Origin of the sequence: Paraburkholderia sediminicola, from assembly GCF_046026895.1 — a bacterium.
GTDB classification, from domain to species: domain Bacteria; phylum Pseudomonadota; class Gammaproteobacteria; order Burkholderiales; family Burkholderiaceae; genus Paraburkholderia; species Paraburkholderia sediminicola_C.
Window position 1 is genome coordinate 23,135 of the sequence record NZ_JAQQEU010000008.1, and the last position, 25,929, is coordinate 49,063.

General features: G+C 60.6%; 16 protein-coding genes. 9 read left to right on the forward strand and 7 right to left on the reverse strand.

The window, feature by feature from the left end:
* Nucleotides 1-2: 2 nt before the first annotated feature.
* The 4 genes from PQR02_RS07935 to PQR02_RS07950 form a co-directional block, all read right to left on the reverse strand.
* Nucleotides 3-374: a GFA family protein gene (locus PQR02_RS07935; RefSeq protein ID WP_408227987.1), complete on the reverse strand. Its 372-nt coding sequence runs from the start codon at nucleotides 372-374 to the stop codon at nucleotides 3-5.
* Nucleotides 375-778: 404 nt separating this feature from the next.
* Nucleotides 779-1,924, reverse strand: coding sequence for a branched-chain amino acid ABC transporter substrate-binding protein (locus tag PQR02_RS07940; RefSeq protein WP_408227990.1), 1,146 nt, complete (start codon nucleotides 1,922-1,924; stop codon nucleotides 779-781).
* Complete coding sequence (locus tag PQR02_RS07945) at nucleotides 1,921-3,279, reverse strand: NAD(P)/FAD-dependent oxidoreductase (RefSeq protein ID WP_408227993.1); 1,359 nt, start codon at nucleotides 3,277-3,279, stop codon at nucleotides 1,921-1,923. The genes PQR02_RS07940 and PQR02_RS07945 overlap by 4 nt, the downstream gene beginning before the upstream one ends.
* Entirely contained in the window at nucleotides 3,279-3,626 is a 348-nt protein-coding gene (locus tag PQR02_RS07950) for a hypothetical protein (RefSeq protein ID WP_408227996.1), read from the reverse strand. The genes PQR02_RS07945 and PQR02_RS07950 overlap by 1 nt, the downstream gene beginning before the upstream one ends.
* Before the next feature lie 297 nt (nucleotides 3,627-3,923).
* Here PQR02_RS07950 and PQR02_RS07955 point away from each other — a divergent pair, with 297 nt between their 5' ends.
* The 3 genes from PQR02_RS07955 to PQR02_RS07965 all read left to right on the forward strand — a co-directional run bounded on the left by PQR02_RS07955 (nucleotide 3,924) and on the right by PQR02_RS07965 (nucleotide 8,380).
* Nucleotides 3,924-5,327: an aminotransferase-like domain-containing protein gene (locus PQR02_RS07955; protein WP_408227999.1), complete on the forward strand. Its 1,404-nt coding sequence runs from the start codon at nucleotides 3,924-3,926 to the stop codon at nucleotides 5,325-5,327.
* A 492-nt stretch (nucleotides 5,328-5,819) separates the two neighbouring features.
* Nucleotides 5,820-6,863: a patatin-like phospholipase family protein gene (locus PQR02_RS07960; RefSeq protein ID WP_408228002.1), complete on the forward strand. Its 1,044-nt coding sequence runs from the start codon at nucleotides 5,820-5,822 to the stop codon at nucleotides 6,861-6,863.
* A 2-nt stretch (nucleotides 6,864-6,865) separates the two neighbouring features.
* Nucleotides 6,866-8,380: a GntP family permease gene (locus PQR02_RS07965; RefSeq protein ID WP_408228005.1), complete on the forward strand. Its 1,515-nt coding sequence runs from the start codon at nucleotides 6,866-6,868 to the stop codon at nucleotides 8,378-8,380.
* 94 nt (nucleotides 8,381-8,474) lie between these two features.
* Here the strand turns inward: PQR02_RS07965 and PQR02_RS07970 are convergent, their stop codons facing one another.
* Nucleotides 8,475-9,878 carry a replication initiation protein gene (locus PQR02_RS07970; protein WP_408228008.1) on the reverse strand — a complete coding sequence of 468 codons (1,404 nt, stop codon included), beginning with the start codon at nucleotides 9,876-9,878 and terminating at the stop codon, nucleotides 8,475-8,477.
* A 1,053-nt stretch (nucleotides 9,879-10,931) separates the two neighbouring features.
* On the opposite strand from PQR02_RS07970, the gene PQR02_RS07975 reads away from it, so the two are divergent.
* A complete protein-coding gene (locus PQR02_RS07975) occupies nucleotides 10,932-12,143 on the forward strand; it encodes a ParA family protein (protein WP_408228011.1) in 1,212 nt (403 codons plus the stop codon).
* Nucleotides 12,140-13,114 (forward strand): ParB/RepB/Spo0J family partition protein, encoded by a 975-nt coding sequence (locus PQR02_RS07980; protein ID WP_408228014.1) that lies wholly within the window; start codon nucleotides 12,140-12,142, stop codon nucleotides 13,112-13,114. The genes PQR02_RS07975 and PQR02_RS07980 overlap by 4 nt, the downstream gene beginning before the upstream one ends.
* 3,346 nt (nucleotides 13,115-16,460) lie before the next feature.
* Here PQR02_RS07980 and PQR02_RS07985 read toward each other — a convergent pair.
* On the reverse strand, nucleotides 16,461-17,144 hold the full coding sequence (locus PQR02_RS07985; protein ID WP_408228017.1) for a hypothetical protein: 684 nt from the start codon (nucleotides 17,142-17,144) through the stop codon (nucleotides 16,461-16,463).
* An 11-nt stretch (nucleotides 17,145-17,155) separates the two neighbouring features.
* Nucleotides 17,156-18,502 carry a lipase family protein gene (locus PQR02_RS07990; protein WP_408228020.1) on the reverse strand — a complete coding sequence of 449 codons (1,347 nt, stop codon included), beginning with the start codon at nucleotides 18,500-18,502 and terminating at the stop codon, nucleotides 17,156-17,158.
* Nucleotides 18,503-20,306: 1,804 nt separating this feature from the next.
* On the opposite strand from PQR02_RS07990, the gene PQR02_RS07995 reads away from it, so the two are divergent.
* Genes PQR02_RS07995 through PQR02_RS08010 form a run of 4 tightly spaced genes read left to right on the forward strand, consistent with a single transcriptional unit; the run spans nucleotide 20,307 to nucleotide 25,823 of the window.
* Nucleotides 20,307-21,278: an efflux RND transporter periplasmic adaptor subunit gene (locus PQR02_RS07995; RefSeq protein WP_408228023.1), complete on the forward strand. Its 972-nt coding sequence runs from the start codon at nucleotides 20,307-20,309 to the stop codon at nucleotides 21,276-21,278.
* Nucleotides 21,275-22,399 (forward strand): efflux RND transporter permease subunit, encoded by a 1,125-nt coding sequence (locus PQR02_RS08000; RefSeq protein WP_408228026.1) that lies wholly within the window; start codon nucleotides 21,275-21,277, stop codon nucleotides 22,397-22,399. Before PQR02_RS07995 ends, PQR02_RS08000 begins: the two co-directional genes overlap by 4 nt.
* A complete protein-coding gene (locus PQR02_RS08005; RefSeq protein WP_408228029.1) occupies nucleotides 22,360-24,333 on the forward strand; it encodes an efflux RND transporter permease subunit in 1,974 nt (657 codons plus the stop codon). Before PQR02_RS08000 ends, PQR02_RS08005 begins: the two co-directional genes overlap by 40 nt.
* A complete protein-coding gene (locus PQR02_RS08010) occupies nucleotides 24,300-25,823 on the forward strand; it encodes an efflux transporter outer membrane subunit (protein ID WP_408228032.1) in 1,524 nt (507 codons plus the stop codon). The genes PQR02_RS08005 and PQR02_RS08010 overlap by 34 nt, the downstream gene beginning before the upstream one ends.
* Nucleotides 25,824-25,929: the final 106 nt, after the last annotated feature.

Here is a 25,929-nt window from a genome sequence, read left to right on the forward strand (position 1 = left end):
CTTCACGCGTCCTCCAGTACGGACAGGCTGGCGCCATCGGCGACGCCGGCTTCCAGCGCATACGGATCGACGCCGTCGAGACAGCCGATATTGACGCGCCACTGCAGCGGGTCCTTGCGCGTCTGATGAAACGGATAGATGCCGCAATGCTTGCAAAAGTAGTGTTTGGCGACCTTCGTGTTGAACTGATAGAGCGTGAGCGCATCCTCGCCGCTCAGAATCTTCAGTTCGCTGGCGGGGAACAGCGGCGTCATCAGTGCTCCCTTGCGACGGCACAGACTGCAATTACAACGACCGGCGGGAACGATCGCGGTACGAACTTCGAATTTGACGGCCCCGCAGTGGCAGGAACCTTGCAACAAGTCGGCGCTCATGGTGTTCTCAGTAATTGGCAACGACTGCTTTATAGCCTGGTTTGCCACGCGGATAGTGTCGCAATGTATCTGCTGCCCGAGGCGATACACAACATTGCAATAGACGGTGTTCTGGATACGATTCCGCCGCGATTTCCGGGTTCAGGCGAAAGGCTACGGAGCGCGATTGTCGAAGGAAGCAGCGACTGCGGCATGCAATCCGCGCAATGGGATTGCAGCCGCTGCCGCTACTGCGTTCTGTGAATAGCCAGCCGTTGAGGAATTGCAATCTGCGGCAATGGGATGCCGGTGCTCAGCGCGACGAAAGCAGCCTCAACAGCGCATAGCGGCTACCGTCGAAACTCCTCGTCAATGCTTCACGGCGGGTGTCCCACGTTTGAATGCACGGCGATCGGTGGGCGCCATCAGGCACCGCCGACCGTCTTCACGCTCTTCCACTGTCCCTGTTGGACCTGGAACAGCGTGTAAGGCGGCTTGATCAGATCACCATACGGATCGAACGTGATCTTGCCGGTTACACCGTTGACGGAGACTTTCGCAAGACTGTCGACGATCTTCGTGCGATCGAGCGAATCGGCGTCGTGAATCGCCTTGACCAACGCTAGCGCGGCGTCGTATGCGAACGGCGCGTACAGTTCAACATCCTGATTGAAACGCGCCTTGTAACGCTTGCCGAAATCCTGCGCGGCGGGAAGTGTGTCGAGCGCAGGACCGGGCTCCAGGTCCTGCGTGCCGTTACCGGCCGTACCGGCGATCTGCAGGAACGCATTGCTCTTCAGCGCGCCCGCCCCGAACAGTTGCGCGGGCATGCCGAGCGAGCGCATCTGTTTGATCAGCATCGCACCCTGCTCATCCAGCCCGCCGAAGAAAATCAGGTCGACGTTCTTGCTCTTGAGCGTCGTCAGAATGGCGCGGAAATCAACAGCCTTGTCATTGGTGAATTCGCGATCGACGATATTGCCGTTCGCTTCTTTCACGCCCTTTTCGAAAGCGTCCGCGAGCCCCTGCCCGAATGCCGTGCGGTCGTCGATAATGCCGATCCGTTTGGCCTTCATCTGATCGACCACGAAGTGCCCGGCAACCACGCCACCGATGCCGTCATGCCCCATGGTGCGAAACACGTTCTTGTAGCCCTGTTTGGTCAGTTGCGGGTTGGTCGATCCGGGCGTAATCATCGCGACGTTCGCCTGATGATAGACCGTTGACGCGGGAATGCTGCAGCCTGAGTTGTAGTGGCCGATCACGCCGACCACGCCATCGTCGACCAGCTTCTGTGCGACCTGAATCGCCACGCGCGGGTCTGCCTGATCGTCCTGCACGTCGAGCACGAACTTGACGGGCTTGCCGCCCACCGTCGGATGCCGGGCGTTTTCCTCATCGAGCGCCAGCTGCGCGCCGTACTGCAGGTCTTTGCCGACGCGTGCCACAGGCCCGGTCAAGGGTCCGACAAAGCCAATCTTGACGGTTTGCGGATCGGCGGCCCAGGACAGTGGCACGTGCGTGCCGAAGGCGCAAACGGCCAGACTCAAAAGCCAATAGCGGCGATTCATGATGCGCTCCTTGCGAGATGTCGCGTCGCGCGTTGTGGGTCGAACGATCCGATGCGCGACGCGTCGAGATTGTCCTGAGATGCCTGCTGCAAAAAACCGTCCGTTGTTGCGGCCGCCGCGCGACGCTGGAAGCGCGTGGCCGCGTAAGGCGCCAGATCGAGCGGTGGTGTTCGTCGCGCGATCAGATCGGCGACGATGCGTCCGCTCACGCCCGCCAGCGTCAAACCGAGATGCTGATGACCGAATGCGTAGATCACGCGCTCGCTTGCGCGTGAGCGGCCCAGTACCGGTACGCCATCCGGCAAGGTCGGACGGAATCCTAACCAGTTATTGTCGGGTGTACCGAGTGCGGGCAGCGCGCGCTTCGACGAAAACGTCAGCAAATCGATCAGCGAGCGATTGCGCGTGTCGCTGAAGCCGCCCAGTTCGACGGTGCCCGCAACGCGAATGCCGTCGCTCATCGGCGTCATGTAAAAGCCGCGCTCGGCCCAGCCGACTGGCCGGGAAATCAGTTGCTGCGCGCCTGGAAAGCGCACGTGATAGCCGCGTTCGGTATCGAGCGGCACGATATCGCCGCATTGTCTGGCGAATTGCGCGGAGCGCGCGCCAGTAGCGATCACCACGTGGCTGAATCGCCGCTCGCTGCCGTCGGCCGTCACGCTCGCGCCGTCAGCGTAAGGCTGCACTGCGCCGACGGCCGCGCGCTCCAGCTTCAGCCCTTGCGCGGCAAGCTGCTGGTACAGCGTCTCCAGGAAGCCCAGCGGGTTGGAGAAATGCCAGCTGTCGCTGAACAGCACCCCTCGCTCGAAGATCGGCGCAAGCGACGGTTCCAGCGCGCAGATGTCATCGCGGGCAAGCAGGTCGAAGGCAACGCCGTGCTTGCGTCGCAGATCGAGCGCGGGACGTGCGGCGTCGAACGAGGCTGCGTTCGAATACAGATAGAGGCACTCGCGCGGCCGCACGAAGCGCGCGAGTGCGTCGTTCGCGAGCAGCGGCGCGTAGCCGTCCTGCGCGCGGACGAGCAACGCGGCGAGCGCGCCGGCGCTCGCCTCGTAACGGCGCGGCAGCGAACTCATAAGGAAGCGCGCGAGCCACGGCGCGAGCTGCGGCAGATAACGCCAACGCAGCCTGAACGGGCTGTCGTTCGACAAGAGGAAACGCGGCAGATCGCGGAACACCGATGGATTGTTCACCGGGATACACGCATAGTGCGCGAAGGTTCCAGCATTGCCGAACGATGCGCCTTGCCCGACGCCGGACGGGTCGAACAGCGTGACACGATGATTGTCGCGCATCAGCGCGGCCGCGCTCGCGAGGCCGATGAATCCCGCTCCTACGATGGCGATGTCCGGCATCACTTGCGTCCTTCAATGACCTGTTGCCTGATCGGCGACAGATAACCGGTGGCGCAGCCGTAGCCCGGCTGCGGCTGCGGCTGCGGCTGCGGCTTGGCCGCCAGCAGACACGCGACCGATGCGAGCGCCATTTCCCCAAGCATGCGCATCACCATCAACGCGACAATGCCGGCCCCCAGATATGACACGCAGGCGGCCGACCCAACAGTAGCCAGCGTCGCGCTGCTGCAGACAAAAAGCCCCGCGCTGATGATGCTGCCTGGCGCAATCATCGTGACGTGGCGCTGACGCAGCGCGGCGCCTAGTTTTGATGCGGGTTCGGAGGCAGACAACCGCGGAACGCTCATCAAAAAACTCCTGCTGATGGATGGCTGGGCCTTGCCGGCGGCACCGTGTCGAGCCACGCCACCAGACAAACTCTAACGCCTAGAATCACACAATATTTTTTTGTGTGCAATTAAAACGCTTATTGTGTGGTGTGGCCCTGGTATTTTCCCTGACGCGCCCCGGTGCGTTTCTTGTCAAGTGTCGCCCACGCCGCGTGGCGCTGTGCAGGACTTGCACTTGGGCAGGTGTGGTATAAAATCGGCAAACCTCCGCACAATTGCGGACAAAGCTGTTTTTGTATGGAGACACGCGAAAAGATGGCTTCTGCAAAAGACGCTGCCCGCATCGCCAAAGGCGCGCTGGAGCAGGCAAAGCGTTCCACGTATATCGAGGTGTCCAGTTCGATCGAGGGCGAAATCCGCAGCGGTGTCTATCCGCCGGGCAGCCGGCTTCCGCCGCAGCGGCAGTTGGCGACTGAACTGGGCATCAACGTGTCCACAGTGTCACGTGCATACAAGGAATTGCAGTTGCGCGGCCTCGTGATCGGCAGCAAACGGCGCGGCTCGCTGGTCACCGGCGGGGCGATGCCGAGCGTCGAACCCGTGCGGCCGGCGACCAATGCGGCGATCGACCTGACCGTGAACCGGCCGGCCACCGGCGAATTCCTCACCTGTCTCGCGCGCACGCTCGCCGAGTTGCCGCGCGATCCGCGTTATCCGCAGCTGCAGGAGTACCAGCCGCCGCAAGGGCCGTTGTGGGCGCGTGCGGCCGGCGCACGCTGGATAACTGCGCCGGGTTTCACGCCGTCGGCCGATCATGTTGTCGTGACGAGCGGCGCGCAGCACGGCCTATATGCGGTGCTCAACAGTTTGATCGGCACCGAGGGCGTGATCCTTGCCGATCAACTCACCTACTACGGCCTCAAGGCGCTCGCACCGGTCTTCCAGTTCGAGATCGTTGGCATTCCTAGCGATTGCGACGGCCTGCTGACCGACGAAGTCGAAGCCGTGTGCCGGCGCCGGCCGGTGAAGGCGATCTTTACGGTGCCGAACCTGCAGAACCCGACCGTCATCACCATGAGCCTCGAACGGCGCATGGCGCTCGTCGACATTGCGCGGCGGCACCGCGTGGCGATCATCGAGGACGACGTCTATGGTCCGCTCGTCTCGCAGCGCCTGCCGACGATCGCGAGCCTGTGTCCCGAATTGACGTTTCATATCGCGGCGACCTCGAAGATCCTCGCGCCCGGGCTGCGGCTCGGCTATCTGTTGAGTCCGCCGGACAGTTCGGCGCTGTGCGCGGAAGCCGTGCGCACCACCGCGTGGATGCCCGCGCCGATGTCGATGCTGATCGCGTCGATCTGGATCGAGGACGGCACCGCGCGCCACATCATGGACGCGCAACTTGCCGAAATCCGCGCGCGGCAGGATCTCGCGCGCGAGTTGCTGCCGCCGGAACTGCTGCAGACGGATCCGGCCTGCATGTTTGTCTGGCTCAAGCTGCCGCCGCCGTGGCGTGCCGATGATTTCGCGGCGAACGCGAAGGCGCGTGGCGTGGTGGTCATGCCGTCGTCGGCGTTTGCGGTGGACCGCTCGGAGATCGAGCACGGCGTGCGGATCAATCTTGCGTGCGCGACGAGCCGCGATCAGCTGGTCAGTGCGTTACGCTTGTTGACGGGGACGCTCAAAGACCGTCCGCGTGCGCTGTTCGGGACGATCTGAATCGGGGATGCTTTTCATGTCACGATCTCATCACGACGACACGTGACCCTCTCAATGAATGACAGGCCGCGCCTCGTTGCACACGACTTCGCTACACCTATTTTTTGACCGTTGCATGACCGGCTCGTGCATGACCGCGCGTGCCGTCCCCTGTCACTGATCATCAGTGCCACCGCCGCAAGTGAACAAATTTCGCGTCACAAAGGCGGTACGCGATGCGCGCGCCCTGGCGATTACCCTTGACTTTTGGGCAGTAGCCCCTTTCAATACGAATCGTGCGGGATCACGTTTGGCCTTCTAAAACATTCCGCACGTCCATTCGGAATTTCATACGTTCTTGACAGCGCGGTTCGTTCGTCCGCCGCTTGTATCGAATAGCCGCCCGCCGCTCCCGGTTTTTTTGCTGTCGTTTCTGTCCCACCGGTTTTCTTTGTCCGCCGTGCATTTCGGCTTTAGCTCGCCACATGGAGCACTCCTCACAACGGAGTTGTCTTGGCTGCTTCGAAAGATCAACCAGTGCGTCACGCGCCCGCTCACATCGACCTCGCCTTGCAAGGCGGCGGCTCTCATGGCGCCTTTACATGGGGCGTCCTCGACAGGATTCTGGAAGAGCCGTGGCTGCAGATCGAGGGCATCTCCGGCACATCGGCAGGCGCGATGAACGCAGCCGTGCTCGTGAGCGGCTATCAGATAGATGGGCCGGCTGGCGCGCGAGCCGCGCTCGAAGCCTTCTGGCGACGCGTCTCCGACGCCGCGGTGTTCAGTCCGTTCCGGCGCAGCCCCTTCGACGCGCTGATGGGACGCTGGACGCTCGATCATTCGCCGTTGTTCATCGCGATGGATCTCGCAGCGCGCATGTTCTCGCCTTACGACATGAATCCGCGCGGAGTCAACCCGCTGAAAAAGATCCTGCATGAATCGGTCGACTTCGCCCATTTGCGCGACGCGCCGATCAAGCTGTTCATCACCGCGACCCGCGTGCGCACCGGTCAGGGGCGCGTGTTCCGCAACGCCGATCTGTCGCCCGATGTCTTGCTCGCGTCGGGCTGTCTGCCGACGCTGTTCCAGGCCGTCGAGATCGATGGCGAAGACTACTGGGACGGCGGCTACGCGGGCAATCCGACCATCACGCCGCTGGTTCGCGAATGCACGTCGAGCGATACGCTGCTGGTCCAGGTCAATCCGGTCGAGCGGGATGAAACGCCGCGCTCCGCGCGCGACATCATCAGCCGCCTCAATGAAGTCGCGTTCAACTCGCCGCTGATGAAAGAACTGCGGATGATGGCACTGCTGCGTCGCGCGGCGGACGCCGGCAGCGACGAAGGGCGTCACTGGGCCGAAATGCGCATTCACCGGATCGCGAGCGAAGAGATGACGAAGCTCGGCTACTCGTCCAAGCTGAATGCCGAATGGGCATTTCTGACGATGCTGCGCGACGAAGGCCGGCGAGCCACCGAAGCCTTTCTCGCCGAACACGGCGACTCCATCGGCGTGCGCTCTTCGCTCGACCTGGACGTGTTGCTCGACGGAGTTTGACCATGGACGTCACTATCCTGTCCCCGCTCGCGGTTGGTTTGGGGTTGTTCGGCATGCTCGCGAGCCTTGCGCTGTTGATCGGCTTTGCGTATCGGGGCTGGAGCGTGTTGCTGCTCGCGCCGTTTGCCGCGATGCTCGCCGCCGCGATTTCCGGCGAGCCCGTTCTAGCGCATTGGACCCAGACCTTCATGAACAGCGCCGCGCGCTTTATCGCGCAGTTCTTTCCGCTGTTCCTGCTGGGCGCGCTGTTCGGCAAGCTGATGGAAGACAGCGGATCAGTGAAGGCGATCGCCAGCTTCATGACTGAAAAGCTCGGCGCGCATCGGGCGATTCTCGCGGTCGTGATCGGTGGCGCATTGGTGACGTATGGCGGTGTGAGCCTCTTCGTCGCATTCTTCGTGATCGCGCCGATGGCGACCGCACTGTTTCAGGCCGCCAACATTCCGCGCCGTTTGATGCCGGCCGCGATCGCGCTTGGCACGTCGACCTTCACGATGTCCGCGTTGCCGGGCACGCCCGCGATCCAGAATGCGATTCCGATGCCGTTCTTCGGCACGACGCCGTTCGCCGCGCCTGGGCTCGGCGTGATTGCGAGCATCGTGATGGTGGCCTTCGGGCTATGGTGGCTCTCGCTGCAACAGTCGCGCGCGAAGGCGGCGAATGAAGGTTTTGAAGGCCTCAGTGCGGCCGCCGGCACCGCGGCCGCGGTGCCCGCTTCGAAACCCGCGGTCAATGCGAACCTCGTGCGTGAACGCGCGACCGTCTCGCAGAGTTTCGACCCGGAGGAAATCGAGCACGGCCATATCAGCAGCGACCTGCCGTCATTCGCTGTCGCGATGACGCCGCTCGTGCTGGTGGTGTGCGTGAACTTCGTGATGAGCGTGATCGTGCTGCCGCGCATCGACGCCGACTATCTCGCGGACGTGCGTTGGGGCGAGACTTCGCTGTCGGCGGTCGGTGGCGTGTGGGGGGTGTGCGTTGCGCTGGCGGTTGCGATCGTCGTGCTGGTCGTGCTGAACCGCCGGCGCCTCCCTGCTCTGCGCGACACGATCGATGCCGGCGCGAACGCGTCGGTGCTGCCGGTGTTGAGCGTCGGCAGCCTGGTCGGCTATGGCGCGGTGATTGCCGCGTTGCCCGCGTTCGCGCTGGTGCGCGAATGGGTGCTCGGCGTGGGCGGCGGCCCGCTCGTGTCGCTCGCGGTCGCGACGAATCTGCTCGCGGCGCTCACCGGCTCCGCGTCCGGCGGCTTGACCATCGCGCTCGATGCACTCGGCAGCACCTATCTGCAACTGGCCGCGCAACATGGGATCGACCCTGCGTTGCTGCATCGGGTCGCGGTGATTTCATCGGGCACGCTCGATAGCCTGCCGCACAATGGCGCGGTCGTGACGTTGCTGGCGGTGTGCGGTTCGACGCATCGGGAGAGCTACCGGGATATTGTGATCGTCGGCATACTCGGTGCGTTGCTGGCGCTGGTGGTCGTGATCGTGCTGGGGTCGATCGCCGGGTCGTTCTAGATTGCGTTGAGGAGCGGCAGCGCATAGCGCTCGGCTTGCTTGGCCTTCGCTTCTGCCACCCGTGAGGGTGATGCTTGCTCGAACCCAGATCGCTTCAGGCCGGCACACGCGACGAATTCATTCGCCCGAACACAAACTGGCCCAGATACCAGACCAACTCCGTGTTCGCGAGGATCAGGTCCTCCGTTACCGTCGACGGCTCGAGCTTCATCCGTCGCAGCATCAGCTTGCCTTCCCGCGAGGTCGTCCATGCATGCATCAGGTCTTTGCGCGTTTTCGCGTCGGCCGCGTTGAAGTGGTCGCGGCCCTTGCGCGAATCCTCGTTCATGCGCGCGCGGACTTCCTCTTCACGCGACGCAACGCTGCGCGCCACCGAATTTCTCGTCTCGGATTTGGCCACCTGTTCCTGCGTTTCGTCGGCGATCAGCTTGGCCTGCACGTCGACCATCGTGCGCTCGGCATCGGACATCTTCCAGTTGTCACGCAACGCTCGCATCAGATAGCCGGCGGGGCTCTTCTTGACCTGCCCGCGTTGGATCCTGAAGCGCGTGTACTCGACCGCTTGTTGAATGCGCTCGTCGGTCCACACATCGCGGTTCTCGGAAATCTCGCTGAACTGCTTGGTCGACAGCGCGAATTCGTCCGTGAGGATCTTGTACAGGTGGCTGGCGTCGGCGAGACTGGCCAGCACCGCGTCCGCAGTGTCCTTGCGTTTGAGCAGGAACCTGATGCGGTCGATTTTCTTCGACGAAGTGGACGCGGTCCTGGTCTCGTACGACAGCTCGATGTCCGACACGTCGTTGATTTCGCGCACGGCCGGCTCGAGCCAGTCACGCTTGAAGTATTTGAAAATGGCCGCGTTGGCACCCATTCTGCCAGGCCAGTTGCGCATCTCGTCGAGCTGGATCCAGTCCGTGCGACCGGCCGGGACGTGCGGCAGAACTTTGTCGTAAATCGCGCGCGCGAGGCTGCGCGTGAACGCGGTTGAAATGCGCAGACTCAGCCAGTGAGATTTCTGGGGGTCGCGAATGTGAGGAACGAGGCGCGGATGGACGTCGAAACGCATCCGCCCGCGATGGAAGCCCACCATCCCTATCAACTGGACCTGGACCCAGAGGTCGTTCTCGTTGGGGTCGCGATCCATCGGCGTATTGGTGACGCGGACTTTCGCGTTCTGCGCTTCGTCGGCGATGGTACGCAAGTGTTTGAGGTTGCGGCTGTCGTAGCGCATCAGCCACTTGAAGTAGTTCAGCTCCACGTCGTACTGGTCGCGCTGTTCGGGTTCCTGGGCAACGATGAAATACGCCGCATCGAGGAATCGCCGCGCGGGCAACCCCATGTTGACGATTTCCGTGAAAAAGTCATTGCGCTGATAGCCGATCTCACGATTCGCTTCGTTGATCCGCAATCCCAGATCGAACATGTCCTCGAACAAGGCGAGTGCCATCTGGCGCGACGTCGCCTTTGACTTACCCTCTTCCGGATTGTCCGCCGCCATGTTTTTCGTCCGCTCTTTTTCGCTCCCGGGACTGTAAGCACACGGTGGTGAGCTGTCAACACACAGAACCTCACCATCAGTGGAGTCGGCGGCGAGTGTGCAACTGGCTCGTCCAGTTACGCACATAGAACCTCACCATCCGCACAACGTACCTCACCACTGCGGCGCGGTATTTCCCCCCAATGCCTTATCCCGCCGGGGTGGTAACGGATCGGGCTGGTGTGTGCACAACCTACCTCACCTTCTGGATTGCTGTAGACCTTCGAGCACATCAAACCTCACCTTGACGTGGAAGCAGGGTCACCTTCCTGCACAACAGACAGCACCTACATGAACATTTAACCTCACCTTTGACACAATGCTTCTCACCTTTTTGACGTTAAGTGGTTGAATTAAATCGGTATCGAAATGTGCTGTTGGTTTGTTGGCTTGTTGTGTTTTCTAAAAGAACAAACAAACTAGCAGCCAGATCCCAAGTGTTTAGCGTTGGAAATTATGGTGAGGTTGATTGTGCAGATGATCGAATCGGTCCAGGGACGCTCGATGGTGAGGTTCATTGTGTAGATCTGCATCTCGGAGGTGCGATTGGGATCGGGAATGCGGCGAATTGACCGTGCTGGTGAGTCGAAGGTAGGTGAGGTTGATTGTGCGTTCGCGTGAACAGGCTCTGCCGAGGGCCCCGGCTGCTTGCTTACGGTGATGAAGGTGAGGTCGGTTGTGCGAAACAGGCCCGCCGACAGTGCAGAAATAGAAAAATGCACAAATGACCTCACCCTCTGCTGAATTATCGAGCATCGGATGGGCTGTGAGAGGCCTTCCACGGAAGGATGGTGAGGTCGTTTGTGCCTATTTCAGTTTTGGAGAGAGGTAGACCGGCGGTTTGTCGGAAGCGGGGAGCGCATTTGCAGGCGATTCAGGACGTTTCGAGCCCCGAAAAAGGGGCGGTATTCCATATTTTTGTATAAAATCTGCGTGAAAACAGCGATTTAAGAAGCTAACTTCAAGCATTTCCTGTATTCTGAGGTTTCTGGACTTTTATGGAAAAACCTCAGAATGGTCAGAACGAGTCAACTCCCTGCCGTAGACCGAACCGTTCACTTTGAACAGATCAGCCAGTTTGCGGAAAAGGTCACGATTTTCACGAACGAGCTGCGTGACACGATTCTGGCTCCCCGTCCGCGCAAGACGGCTCCTGTATTCAAAACAGGGGAGATTGCCGAGATGTGCAATATCTCCCACTCTCAGGTTCAATACCTCGCGACCAAAGGCGACGGTGAGTTGCCCCCCGGCACTGCGGCTGGCACTGGCCGCACGCGCACATTCACGTTGGAAGAAGCACGCATCTGGGTGCAGAAAGTGTCCGACATCTACCAGACTCCGCTCGTCACGCGGCTAAAGGAACCGGAAGGAAGAATCATCATCACGGCGCAGCTCAAAGGCGGCTCTGCGAAGACCACCACGACGATGTGTCTCGCTCAAGGGCTTTCGCTGCGCGGGCGCAAAGTGCTGGTGGTTGACCTTGATCCGCAAGCGTCCCTGTCGGAACTCTGTGGACTCTACGCAGAGAAAGATGTCACGCCGGAAGACACGGTGTTGCCGTATGTCTACGATCAGGACATCGACGGCGGTCTCGAGGCGCGGGTCCAGTCAACGTACTGGGACGGCATCGACGTGATCCCCGCGCATACCGAACTGATCGGCGCCGAATTCCATCTGCCCGCGATGCAGAAGATGAGGCCGGGCTTCCGGTTTTGGACCGTGCTTCGGCAAGGACTCGAGCCGCTTCGGAAGAAGTATGACTACATCCTCATGGACACCTCGCCGTCGCTGTCGTACCTCAATTTAAATGCGTTGATGGCGGCAGATGCGATGGTCATGCCCATGGTGCCGGAGAATCTCGACTTCATCAGTTCGCTCTCGTTTTGGCGACTCTTTTCGGATGTATCCAAGAGCTTTATCAAGTACGAGAAAGACAAGAAATACGACTTCGTTTCACTGATGTTGTCGAGAGTCGATTACGGCCGCAATTCTTCTGCGCCGATCGTGCGCGCGTGGGCACAAAGCGCTTATGAGAATTGGCTGCATTCGATCGAAGTGCCGGCGAGTTCGGTGATGAGCACGGGGGCCTTGGCTTTCTCGACGGTCTTCGACATCAGCAGTACACATAGTGCGTCCAAGTCGTTGCAACGTGTACGTCAACCTTTGGTCGACTACTGCCGATGGGTGGACGAAATCTATTCGGAAAAATGGAGGAACGCGCAATGAGCAACATGCGGGAACAGCTGCTGGCCAAGACGTCTGGCATCCGGAAGACCTCGTCGATCAACGAAGACGAAGTTAAGCGCAGCACGCGGACGCAGACGGCGCCTGGGCTCGCGGGGGCCTTGGCGGTTGCTCAGCTCCGGGTACAGGAGTTGGAGGCGACCGGTGTCGCATCGCAATTGCAGGTTGCCGGAATCCTCCCGAATCCCTGGCAACCGCGTCGGGTGTTCAACGAAGCCAAGCTCACGGAACTCGCGGAGTCGATTCGCGAGGTTGGGCTTATGCAGCCCATCGTCGTTCGGCGTGTGGAGAACGATTATCAGATAGTGGCGGGTGAGCGCCGGTGGCGCGCGCACAAGATGTTGGGAATCGACACGATCAAGGCCGTCGTCGCTGATTGTTCCGATTCGGACATGGCGGTATTGGCCATGGTCGAGAACATCAGTCGGGACGATCTGGCTGATTATGAAATCGGTGTTGCGATTCGTCGCTCCGAAGCGGAGTTTCCGAATCGGAAGCGGCTGGCTGAGGCCATGGGCCTATCGCGTGCAGGCCTCTATCAGTTTCTTGCATTTGAGAATTTGCCGGACTTTATCAAGAAGGATCTTGATATCCAGCCTCGCCTGCTTGGGGGGACTGCGGCTCAGGCCATTGCCGCGGCTATCAAGAAACATGGCGACGACGGACAGAAGGCCGCAATGGAGATCTGGCCACTTGTTCTGAAGGGCGAAATCGACCAAGGGAAGGCCGCAGCCGCGATTAGCGCGCTTGCGACTCGTCAAACCACCTCTACCGGGACCAGCGGACGCAGCATCGACAAATTTTTCTCCGGCAAGGAACATGCGGGGAGTATCACCAAGGACATCAGCAACTTCACTGTGAAAATTAAGACCGGCGTGATTACGGAAGCGCAAGAGGCGCAGATCAGGGAGTTGATCGGTCGGATGTTCCAGCCTCAACCGAAGGCGAACTGATCGAGCACTGCCCCGGAGAGAAAGCCCGCATACTGCGGGCTTTTTTATTTCGTGAGCGGCGCTGGCAGACGGCTGGCGGCAGTGTCTAGAGTCTAGACACTGCCGCCAAAACGGATATGGGGGCCGCACCTGGTCTCCACTTGCATCTGCATCAGAGCGTGTACGATCAGACTATGAGCCATGACCGAATCAATTGATCGACGCGGATAGCCGAGTTCGATAGTAGCAATTCATATCAGGTCTGAAACAACGATTGTTACCACACCTATGATAAGCAAATGCATGCGGTTTCTTTCTGTGACGTGTGACTGATGGAGTTAGGCAACGTCTCTGTATTCCAACGGCCTCCAGAAGGATTGGTCTCCTGAGACGCTATTCGGTGCACATTTGCTATCTCAATGAGAATGCTCGGCGGCGGTGCGCTCACGAGCATCGTTGACACCGCCCTCAGATGCGGATCCTCGAAACTGCTAGCGTTCCCTATGACTGCGCCGCTACACAGATAGGCCGCTTTCCGGTCTAGCGACATCAGGCTAGGAATGTGAATGCCCGCTGAGCGGGAGCGTGCAGAGTCATCGCGGAAAATTTTCTTCGCCGAAAGTGCTCCTCTTCCGGGTCGCCCGTAAAACTGCCTAGTGAGCCGGACAGGAGATTGGGAGAACATCCGGGGCGTTCGGCAGGAGCAGAGCAGACACGATGGTCGCTCTTCAAATAGTCATGATCGGCGCTCCGCAATGTTTTGGCTTGTGAGCCATGCATCTGTGATCGGACGCAATCGTTCATGGCGGTGATGTTGAGCCTTTGAGAGCCGTCTTCTTGACCTAGATCGCGCGGCACTCCCGCTCTTACACGAAGTGAAAACGTGCGCGTGTCAATGCGCGCCGCTCCATGCGATTTAAAAAGGGCGGTGGAAAAGTGACACGCACTTGCGGCCGCCTTCTGATGTTACGGAAGAGGGCATATAGATTGACGAGAGAATTGGAGCGCGGCAGCAAGATGCCTCGCAGAACTGAGCCAATATTTTGTGTGTCCGTGAGTTGCCCCTCTTCGCGTGATCCGCTACGCGGGCGCCGGCCCCGGAGTTGAGGTGAAACGCGGGTTCGCGTGTACTTCATATCAGCGCAGTCGGAAATGGCCACATTTGAAGCTGGGTGACGGAGCCACTCTTAACATCGCCAGCCTTCTTTGACGTACCAGACTATTTTACGTTGTGTGGGTTGTGAGAGCGTTGCCGACCTGCCGCCCGGTGGAAATAGCCGTCATGAGATGTTGACCACCTTAAGGCCGCGGCAATCTGGCCAAAACATTGCGACACTAAAGCACTATTTGGTTCATGCGAGTATTGCGGCCGCGACTCCATGGCCGTCGGGCCGGCAGCCCGGATGATGACTTACCCCTCTCTGTGGCTATTGCCGTGTTGCCGGCGGGTTTCCTCGCGCTTGTCGGCTTGAGCGCCATCAGGCTAGTGTCGATAGTTCAGGACAGAATTTGTAGCCCCGCTCATACCCGCAAGGCCTCGATGAATTTCGGAATTGCGAAGAATTTCCAGTCAACTGGAGCAGTACACTGCGGCCTGACAACGAATATCCCAAACGTCGCAGAAACCAAGACGAGGTTCTCACAAGCGAATTCGATGCGCAGACGCAACGGAAGCCCGGTTAGCTTGCGCTTTGCCACAGCCTTAAATGGACCACCACGAACTTAACGATATTGGATAGGTGCGAAACGCAATAAGAAGCGCCATCGCCGGCAGGGGTTGAAAAAGCTGTCGCCAGTTACCACCGGACTTATCCGATCCGGTTGGGGAGAACGTAGTCGGTCGCTGATAGTTAATTGGGGCCCGACCGCGCATCTTCACGGCCCGACACTGACCACGAGAGGGACGCCACTTTCGCAAAATGAGCCATCGTCAGCATCGGGGAAAAGCGCTGCGGCTCGAAGTCGAACTTAGGCACGCCAAATACCGCGTCGCTTCTTAATCGGGCACCGTGCAGAAACCGCCCCGTGAAACATTTCAGGAAATCGAGTTAGGTCGCTAACTTAATGTTTTGTATGTGGTTTTTCTCGCACAACGCCATATGTTTCACGAAATATTGTCATTTCAGGCAGCTCTCCGAGGACGATCCTCAGTTTTTCTGTCTATATTCGGAATTAATGGGCGAGCATACGCCGGTGTAGCAGCTGCTACGTAATGTGTAGTGCTTCGATCGCCTCCAACTTTGCACCCGTTTGCCGCATAGCCGGCCAGTCCGAAGATAAGGAACGCCCCCGCTGCGTCACAGGAGGCATTCTCGTCGACTTCACGAGTGCTACCAAAAAATCCGTTATCTAACTCCGGCGCCCAGGCAGATAAAACCAACAAGCCGCGAACAAGCTGCGCTCACCTCGAACCAGATGCGGATGCGGATGCGGATGCGGATGCGGATGCGGATGCGGATGCGGATGGCACCACGTCCCCTTGGCCGAACTCCGCTGTTGTGACCTGGGGGCGGGACCACAGTCCCGGATGCATTCGAGAAGGAGATGGCACAATCCCGGGTCGTCGAAACCGCTCAACCGAGCACCGCGTTGCTTGCCGGCCTCCAGGAAGTGACGCGCGATCCAGTCGTCACGGGTTTCGCCGTGCAGCAAAATGCGACCGACGAAGACAGACTCCGGAAGAATGATCGACCGGGTCGAACGTCTGCATGCGAACTCGCCTCAAGTCGCCAGGTGTCGTTTGCGGTCGTCGTGCTGCGTGTAGCCGCGTCGCTGCGCGTGAATCGCAAGCGGTCCAGATCTGGGGAGAGGACTTCAATAACGATTGATCGAGCGGCAGAGTGTGCATCCACGCCGCGATTGCTGCGCGAATCGTGCAGATCTATGAGAGCAACGAAATTCGCACTCCTCTAGAATAATCTGTGAGGAGCATGGAACTCATCGCGCTGGGTCCAATGGCGCCGGGCAGGGCACGCGCGATCTCGCCATGCAGCTGTCGGCTACGGGTCTGTTGCAGGGCGTCGACCACATCTTGGACCTTTCGAAAATGAATCGTCCTGGCAGCACGCTGCGCGTTTCATTCGGCAGCAGGTCAAACTCGACGCGAGTGATGAAGCCCGATATGCCCAGTTCCCTGCAACTCGACCCGCTCAAAGTCTTCGCAGACAGTCAACAATCCGATCGACAATGCATTCAAGTTGACGCTGTCCCGAAGGTGAGCCGCGGATCGCAGTGCGGTGCGCCGAACTCTGACCTCGCGCGATTGCAGCGATTGAAACTCTGTACGAGACACTCCGAGCAACGGGAGGCCAGAGATCTGAACCGGGTTTGACGGTGCAAGCCCCGTGGCGAGTGTGCATGCCGGAAATCAAAGGGCCGTCACCCCTATTGAATCGCTGACGCGCGCGCAGCCCACAGAAAATCCGGAGTCGCCTCTTTGAGCTGCCTGTTCGATATCCTCATGCAAGATGCGCCGGATCTCAAGAATGGCCTGAGGCGTCTCCTGCACGCTGTGTCCCGCGACGATTACCTTTTCGGAGACCGCGCCCGCCAGATGGGCACTGCGATAGGGGACGACGCCGTCGTCGGAGTCCTCGAGAGGGCCGGTTGGCCGGCGCCGTGCGATGATCGAGTGAAAACAGACTGTCGGGCTGATCGGCAACTGCGCGGTGGCACGAATAAGCGGATCGGTTTCGCGCAACTGCTCGATGCTGTTCGGAACGTGGAAGGATTGGCCTTCGTTCTGTCCACTATCCTTGTTGGTCGCAGTCTGCATCACATCTTCGAATTCGTGCAGCAGCGCGAGGGGCAAGCGCACCAGGTTCGACGCCCAGCGAGCAATGCGATTGCTGGCGAACGGCGTGCCGCGGTGCGGTGCCGCGATGTAAATCGCCCGCACGACTTGCGGCATCGGCGTGAAGCTCAGCAGACGATTGAGCCGCTCGTCGTTGCGATCGAGCTCGGCACCGTTGGGCAGGTACTTGTCCTCGACCGTCATCCAAAGCTCTTCGTCGGAGCTCGAGACGAGCAGCCTCGCCAGCACACCGCCCATGCTATGTCCGATCAACACCATGCCTTGAGAGGCTGTAGCGTGCCTGCCGGATCGAAATGCGCGAGCGTGATGCGCGCCGCTCGGCGAATCCGCGCGAGGCTGACGAGTATCGGCACGTTGGTCGGGTAGTAGACCTGCCAGACCTGAAAGTGCTGGCGGAGAATCTCGTCGCCCTGAATGTCGTTGGCGACATTGACCCACGCTTCGGGGCTGCTGGCCAGGCCGTGCAGCATCAGAACGATGCGTCTGTCGGGATCGAAGGGCTGCATCAAATAGATGCGCGGACTATCAATGGCGCGCGACCGGCCAAACAGGTTGCGCAAAGATTGTCCGGCAAAGCCGGAGCGGGCCAGCCAGATGCCGTAGCCCGCGCTGAAATTGGCAGCCAGCGGCACAGTTTGGCCGTGCCGTTCAACGCTCTTTTCGCGGTAGGGGTCGTAGACGGTCAAGACCACGTCATGTGCGCTGCGCAACTGGTCGAGATTCTCGGCGTTGAACGCAAGAAGTACGGTGACGTTCTGCGAAGGCATTTCACTGAAAGGACGAGCCGGTAGTGTCATCCAGTTGGTCGTTTTCCTGCTGGTGTCTGCGTTGCCTTTCGATGCTTCCACTGCGTCTGATACGTCCAGTGCGTCCGCTGCGTCCGCTGTTTCCGAAGCCGAAGCCGAAGCCGAAGCCGAAGCCGAAGCCGAAGCCGAAGCCGGCGCGGGTACCCCGGTAACCGCGACAAGTTCCGCGCCCAAACCGTCGCGTCGGTAGATGCTGCGCAGTCCCGCAAACGAGAGCCGCGAGGCCGGAATGACCTCGCGCAACTCTCGCACGCCTTCAGGCAGCCGAAGCCGGCTCAGGTCGATATGAATGGTCCAGCCCGCTATCGACTGGATTCCAGGATCGCCATTGCTGGAATTCGCTTCGAGGGTGGCTCGCCGGAACAGCCCGCCGCCAAGTTCCTGGACCGCGTAGTTGTAGTAGTCGCGAACTTGCGTCTGCCGGTCCTCGAACGCGCGTTCTCCCGCTGTGCGTTGACCAAGAAAGAGAAACGCATACGCATAGCGGGCCGTCCTCAGCCACAAATCGAATTGCGCGTCACTCCACGGTGGGCCGTTGTTGGGCGTCTGGGCGATCGCCATTTGCAGCGAAAGCTCCGCCAGACTGGCGAGGCGGCGGTCGACATTGATGCCCGGTACGGTCGTGATCGTAGCGATGCAGTCCTGCGGCGTGCTTTGACAAGGGCCCTCATCGAGCGCGGCGACGCGCAGTGTGTCCCGCGTCGCCGCGCTGAGCCGGCCGGTCGACAGGATATCGCCACGGCGCATGGCGATGTACTGCTGCGGGCCGAGCGAACTGACGCGCACCATCGCGCAGCCGGATAGAAGACAGACGACCAGTAGGGCGAAGGCAAAGCAACGCGACTTCCATGGCGAGAAACAGTGCGTGACCGCGCGTGCGCCCTTGCGAGGCGCGCGCAAGTCTTCAGTCCGTCGACGCTTTGCTTCAAGGGAACGATTCGGCACGCGGATCGCCGGTCGCAAGACCGACGCCGCAGTGGAGCTTTCGTACCGGGTCATCTGCTGGCGCACCAGGAGCAAAAGTGGCGCAGGGGCCGCATTGCCAACATGCCGACGTCCGCATATCCGCTAACAGGAAGGTCCACGCGGCCACGTGAACGTGGGCCATTCTTCCGTAGTGCCGCGCAATCAGTAGTCTTGCAGTGGACTGTTGCCATGGCTGCAGTGCTGACAGGGACTTTCCGGCTCACAGGCCATGGCATGCGTGGCCAAGGAAACCGTAAAAATGATGGAGGGTGTATCAGCTCTCCGCGATATCGCCCCTTCGGGCCATTATTCGGCGCCAGGTTTGTTTCATGAAACGCGGCATTATGCGCGGCACTTGCAGACTCGCACGCATATTATTCACCGCAGAGTACTCTACGCTTGGCAGATTGCTTACGCAACAAGCCGCCGTTAGCGAACGGGCGCAACACTGAGTGAAGATGACTCTGCGGGCACGGATTCGATTCGCATTAGCCGCTGGTTTCTTCGAACGATTGAAACCTTGGTCATGCACATTGCGTTGTCCTACATGGTTTGCAGAACGTCTCCACCAGACAACCACATCACCCGGCCGCGGCCTGGAAGTCATTGACGGCGACTGCTTCGATCAGCCATCATGCCAATGCGCATGCAGCGCAGCCCGCAGTCTGAAAACGTTCTCTACAACGAGGCACATTCGCGGGACACAATGACGTGCTCATGACAGCTGCGCGTACTGCCTGATACAAGCAATTCGTCGTAATCTTCGACATGCTTACAGACAAAAGCAAAACAATCTGGATGGACGTGGTCCGCACCAAGGTTTCTCTCGGCTCAACCACACGGTAGCAGCGAAATTCTTGACAACGATTTGTTTGGGAACTGAAATACTTTTTCAGGAACGCTTGTCGCACGGAATCCGCCGTGCCGCGCGCAGCAACAGACGACACGCAAAAGCTTTCGTTGTGAAGTTCTGGCGCAATGACCTTCGTACAACGGCTTTAACGTGCCCGCTTCATCTTCTTCAGTTCTCACCCGTATCACGGTTTGGCACTTCGACCAGATGTCTGAAACCCGGGGTCAGGATGCTTATGCCAATGGTGTTCCAGTCATCGTCTCTCGATCCCAATGGATGATTTGCTCAATCATCCTGGTCGGCGCTTTGCCGACTGACTTTCCGGTGTAGTGACGGGCAGGATCAACTTGGAGCGTGGGGAGTCAACATGGACGAATTCACGCACGCTGGAACAGGCCTCGACGGTGGAGGCACAACTCATACCAACACACAACTTCGAAAGGAATGCCTTGCGGTGCTTCGCTCGCCGGCGCCGCAGGCGGCCGTCGACGGTGCGGCAGATTCCTGATGACATGTCTGCTGATACGGAACACCGCGGATTTTCTGACCAGTACATAAAGCCCCGTATATTGTCGAGGCTCGGGGTGCATTGCCGCCTTTGAACGACACGGGTTGCGTGAGAAGTCAGCCGAGAACGTCAGGAATGCTTACCGAATCGATGCACTCCGTGCCCCTCGATGGGCTGGCGTCGCGTTGACATGTTGTGTGCTTGCGCTGTCACTCACGGCCTGTCAAAGACGGGCTGAAACGGTGAGCGGCGATGACAGGCCGGCCGTGCAACTTACCAAGGTGGCACCAGCGGATGCCACCGCTATTCGCACCTTCACGGGTCGTGTCGAGCAGACCAGCATTTCGCCGCTGGCGTTCGAGGTGGCGGGGCGCGTCGTGCAGATCGCGGTGCTGGAAGGCGCGTCGGTGAAACGCGGGCAACTGATCGCGCGGATCGATGAAGAACCGTACAAGCTGCAACTGCAGCGCGCCAGCGCCCAATATCAGCAACTCAGCGACGACCTGAATCGCAAGTCCGTGCTGCGCAAGGATGGCATCCTGTCGCAGGCCGGCTACGACCAGTTGGCGGCGGCAACGGAGGCCGCTCGCGCGCAACGCGACATGGCGAACCGCGATCTGCGCAATACGCGGCTCGTTGCGCCTTTCGACGGACGGCTCTCGCGTCGCAATGTCGAGATCCAGCAAGTCGTGCAGGCTGGCGTGCCGGCGCTCAATTTTGAAAACGTCGGCCGCGTCGATATCGGGGTCGATCTTCCGCAAAGCATCGCGGAGCGGCTGCTGGTCGACAAAACGCTCAGGGCCGAGGCGTGGCTGCCCGAACGCCCGAACTCGCGCTTCCCGCTTCTGTTCCGCGAACGGACCACGCAGACCACGCCGACCTCGAGCGGCTACCGGCTCGTGTTCTCCGTGCAAGGCACCACCGCGGCCATGCTGTTCCCCGGGATGGCCGTGCGCGTGCAGATTTCGGACACCGCTCGCCAGGTCGTGCAGCGTGACAATAACTACTTCGCGATACCGATGGCCGCCGTGGCGGTCGGCGCGGACGGTCAGCGCAGTCTGTGGCGCTACGACGCCGCGTCAGGCCGTGTGCATGCAGTGCCGGTCAACGTTCGTGAAATCCGCAACGATGACGCGGTGGTGTCGGGAGCAGTGGCGGACGGCGACCGCGTGGTGGCAGGCGGCTCGCAGTTCATGAAGGAGGGAATGGCGGTGCGGCCCATGGAAACTCCGCAATGAGTCTCGCGCGCCCCCTGATCGAGAAGCCGCTCATTGCGTGGGTGATCACCGTCATTTCGCTGGTGGGTGGCCTGATCGCGTATTTCAACATTGGCCGGCTGGAGGACCCGAAGTTCACGATCAAGACCGCGGTCGTCGTGACGCTGTATCCCGGTGCGAGTGCACGCGAGGTCGAGCAGGAAGTCACCGACCGGATGGAAAGCACGATTCAGCAGATGCCGCAGGTCGAGAAACAGGAATCGCGCTCGTTGCCGGGCTATTCGGAGATCCGTGTGCAGATTCGCGATGCCTATACGTCGGCGCAACTGTCTCAGGTCTGGGACGAGTTGCGCAAGTCGGCCGCCGATGCGCAAATCAGGCTGCCGCCCGGCGCCGCGCCGACGATCGTGCTGGACCGGTTCGGCGACGTCTACGGGATGTTCTACGTGCTGACCGGCGAAGGCTACACCCAGGCGCAACTGTATGCATATGCGCGGGAGTTGCGTAAGCAGTTGCTGACGCTCGACGATGTGTCCGACATCGTGATTGCCGGCGAGCAGCAGGAGCAGATCGCCGTCGAAGTCGACCAGGCGCAACTGATCTCCAACAGCCTTTCCACCGACGATCTCGCGCAAACGCTGTTCATACAGAACGAGATCCGTCCGGCGGGCCGCGAGCGCGTAGGCGACCTGTCGCTGCGCATCGCGCCGACGGGCTCGCTCGATTCACTGCAAGCGATTCGTTCGCTGCCGGTCGGCAATACGCCGGGGCCGCTGCTGCTCGGCGACATCGCGCGCGTAAGCCACGGCTATGCGGCCATCCCCACGCACGTGATTCACTACAACGGTCAACCGGCCGTGACCATCGGCATCAGCGCGCGCGCAAACGTCAATGTGGTGAGGGTCGGCGAGGAGATCAAGGCGAAGATGGTCGAACTGGAACGTGACCGTCCGATCGGCATGAAGCTGAACTCGCTTTACGATCAACCTCAGGTGGTCGACGAAAGCGTGCGCGGTTTCATTTTCGACGTGCTGCTGTCCGTGGCGATTGTCGGCGTGGCGCTGGGAATCGGGCTCGGCTGGCGTGCAGGCGTGATCCTCGGGTGGAGCTGTTCCTGTCGATTCTCGGCACGCTCGCAGTGATGTACGCCGCGGGCATCGAGTTGCAGCGGATCTCGCTCGGTGCGCTGATCATCGTGATGGGCATGTTGACCGATAACACCATCGTGGTTTGCGAAGGCATGCTGGTCCGCGTGCAGCGAGGCATGTCGCATCTCGATGCCGCGACCGAGGTGCTCAAGCAGAGCCAATGGATCCTGCTTGCGTCGACGGTGGTCGGGATTCTCGCTTTCTCGGGCATCGGCCTGTCGCCGGATGCGGTCGGCGAATTCTGCGCGTCACTGTTCGCGGTGGCGGCGATTTCGCTGCTGTTCAGTTGGGTGATCGCGATCGGCTTGACACCGCTCTTTGGCACCTATCTTTTCAAGCCCGCAAGCGGCCCGCAGGAAGACCCGTTCAAGGGGAAGATGTACCAGCGTTATGGCGGCCTGCTTTCATGGGTCACGAGACGGCGAGTGGGCGTGATCGCCGTGCTCGTCGTGCTGACCGTGCTGGCGGGATGGGCATTTCGTTTCGTTAAACAGAGCTTTTTCCCAGCGTCGACCACGCCGATTTTCTATGTCGACATGCGTTTGCCACGCGGCGCGGATATTCGCGCGGTGACCGAGAAGAGTCAGCAGGTGGAAAAGATTCTGCTGAAGCATAAAGACGTCACCCAGGTCGGCACGTACATAGGCGGTGGGGCCACGCGCTTTTTCCTTTTGTACGATCCGGAGACGCGGGATGCGTCGTATGCGCAGTTCATTGTCGGCGTGACGGACCCGAATCTCATCGACGACATGATCCCCGAGATCGAGGCGGATCTGAAGAAGCGCTTCCCTGAAGAGCACTGGACCATCACGCGTCCGAACTTCGGACCAGGCGGCGGCGCCGCGATTCAGGCACGCTTTTCCGGTCCGGACCCGGCGGTGCTACGCCGCTTGTCGCAAGAGGCGAAGGACGTGCTGAGGGCCGATGGCCGCATCATCGCGATCCGTGACGACTGGGAAAATCCGATCAGTGTCGTGCGGCCGCGCTTTGACGAGTCGCGTGCGCGTTCGGCAGGCGTCACGCGACGGCAGGTCAACGACATGCTGGCCTACGCGACCGAAGGGCTGACCGCCGGCATCTATCGCGAGAACGACCAGTTGCTGCCAATCGTGTTGCGCTCGCCCGATTTCGCGCAGGGTGTTGCGGGTCTGCAGGACATACAGGTTTTCAGCGCGGGTTTGCGCCGCTATGTGCCGTTGGGAGATGTGGTCGACGGCTTCGAGGTCGCCCCCGAGGAAGGCGCGATCGCGCGCGAAGACCGCATCCGCACGCTGACGGTCTCCGCCAATCCGGTCTACGGCCAGAACAGTGTCGACGCGTTCCGCCGCATACGATCCGGGGTCGAGAACATCAAGCTGCCTTCCGGTTATCGCTTTGAATGGGGCGGCGAACATGAATCGTCGACCCGTGCGCAGGAAAGCCTGTTCCGGCAGCTGCCGCTGAGTTTCGTCGGCATGGCGCTACTGGTTCTGATGATGTTCGGGCGGCTCAAACCCGCGCTCGTCGTGTTGCTCGTGGTGCCGATGTCGATCTGCGGCGTGACCCTCGGTCTGTTGCTGTTCCGCGGCGCGTTCGGCTTCATGGCCTTGCTGGGGCTCCTCAGCCTGATCGGCATGCTCATCAAGAACGGCGTCGTGCTGGTGCAGGAGATCGACGAGCAGATTGCCAGCGGTGTGCCTCGCATGCAGGCGGTGACGCTGGGATCGATGAGCCGGCTTCGGCCGGTCGCGCTGTCCGCGGGGACGACGGCGCTCGGCATGGTGCCTTTGCTGTGGGATCCGTTCTTCAGGGACATGGCGATTACGATCATGTCGGGTCTGGCCTTTGCCACCATCCTTACGATGGTCGCCGTGCCCGCACTGTACGCGCTGCTGTTTTCGATCAAGGAAGCGGAATGGGAGCCGGGTCAACGCCCGGACGCGACATGATGCGCGCGCGGCATTACTACGTTCTTGCGGTCGCGGCCCTGCTGCTGGAGGCGGGATGCACGGGCTCGTTGCAACTCCATAAGCCGGCCACGCTCCCTGCGCAGTACTCGGAGACGCCGAGCGCGGCGGCGGCACCCATGTCCCCGCAAGAACTGGCGACGTGGTGGACCCAATACAACGACCCCGCGCTGACGCGTCTGGTGGAACTTGCGCTCGCGCACAACTTCGATATCTTCATTGCGTATGCCCGCGTCGATCAGGCGCAAGCCGGGATTCGGGCGGCTCGCTCGCAGTTGTTTCCGTCCATTGGCGCCTCAGTCAGCGGCGCCAAATACCACGGCGGTGAGACGCAACTCGAATTCCAGGAAGTGCTGGGCATCCAGAACACCGACGCGAGTTTCTGGCGACTCGGGCTACAGGCCCAATGGGAAATCGACCTGTTCGGTCAGGGACGCGCGCGCCTCTCGGCGACGCGCGAACAGGCGCGCGCGGCCGCCGGCGACGCCGAAGCGGTGCGCCTGAGCGTGGTGTCGAGCGTTGCCGATCTTTACGTGACTTATCGCGGACTGTTGCGCCAGCGCACGCTGCTTCAACAGAGCCATTCGATCGCCACCGACTTCGTCAGCATCGCTGAGAAAAGTTTTGCCGCCGGGGTGGTGCTCAGCACCGACGTCCAGGCGGCCCGCGCCGGCCTTGCACAGGTCGACGCACGTCTGGTGGAAGTTCAGAACGGTATCGCGCAGGCTCGCCTGAACTTGCAGAATCTTTGCGGCGTGCAACCGCAAGATTTCGCGGGAATCCTCGACGAGAGCGATACGCTGATGCAAGCACTCGGCACGATCGCGCCAGGACAGCCTGTCGATCTGCTGATGAGGCGGCCCGATCTGATTGCGGCTCAAGCTCGTGTGAATGCGGCGGTCAAGCAGACGGATGTCGCACGCCTCAACTATTGGCCGACCATCTCGCTGAGCGGGCTGCTCGCGCGCAATGGTTGGGAACTGGCCGGCCAGAGCCTTGGCCCCAGCACCTTCTGGCTGTTCGGCGCAGCGATGGCGATGCCGCTGATTGATTTCGGCGCCCGGCGTGCGCAGGTAGAGTCGATGGATGCCCAGGCGCAGCAAGCCATGCTCAATTACGAAAAGACCGCACTGGGTGCACTGTACGACGTGGAGCGCGCGCTCGCACGCTTGAACCGGCAAGACGAACTCATTGCCGCGCGCAACGAGGAAGTCACGCAGCGGGGCACCCAGTTGACTCAGGTGCAGCGTCGCTTCGAAGTGGGCGACACGGGCCGCCTGGATATCGACCAGGTGCGTGTTGCGCTGCTCGAAAGCCAGTCGTCGCAAGTGCGCGAGCAGGTGGGCGAGTTGCAAGCCCAGTTTGCTCTGTTCAGGGCAATGGGCGGCGGTTGGACGGCGGGTCAGCCGAACGCGAGTACGCCGCAGCCTCCAGCGGGACCCGCAACAGCGAGCGCACCGGTCTCGCAGTAACGGGCGAATAGCGGCGTGCCGCGTGCGCAGCGCGCCATCGCCCAGCGCAGTGGCGAGTCGCGATGCTCTTTCGCATTCGTCTCTTACCGGAAGAACTCTCCTTTCT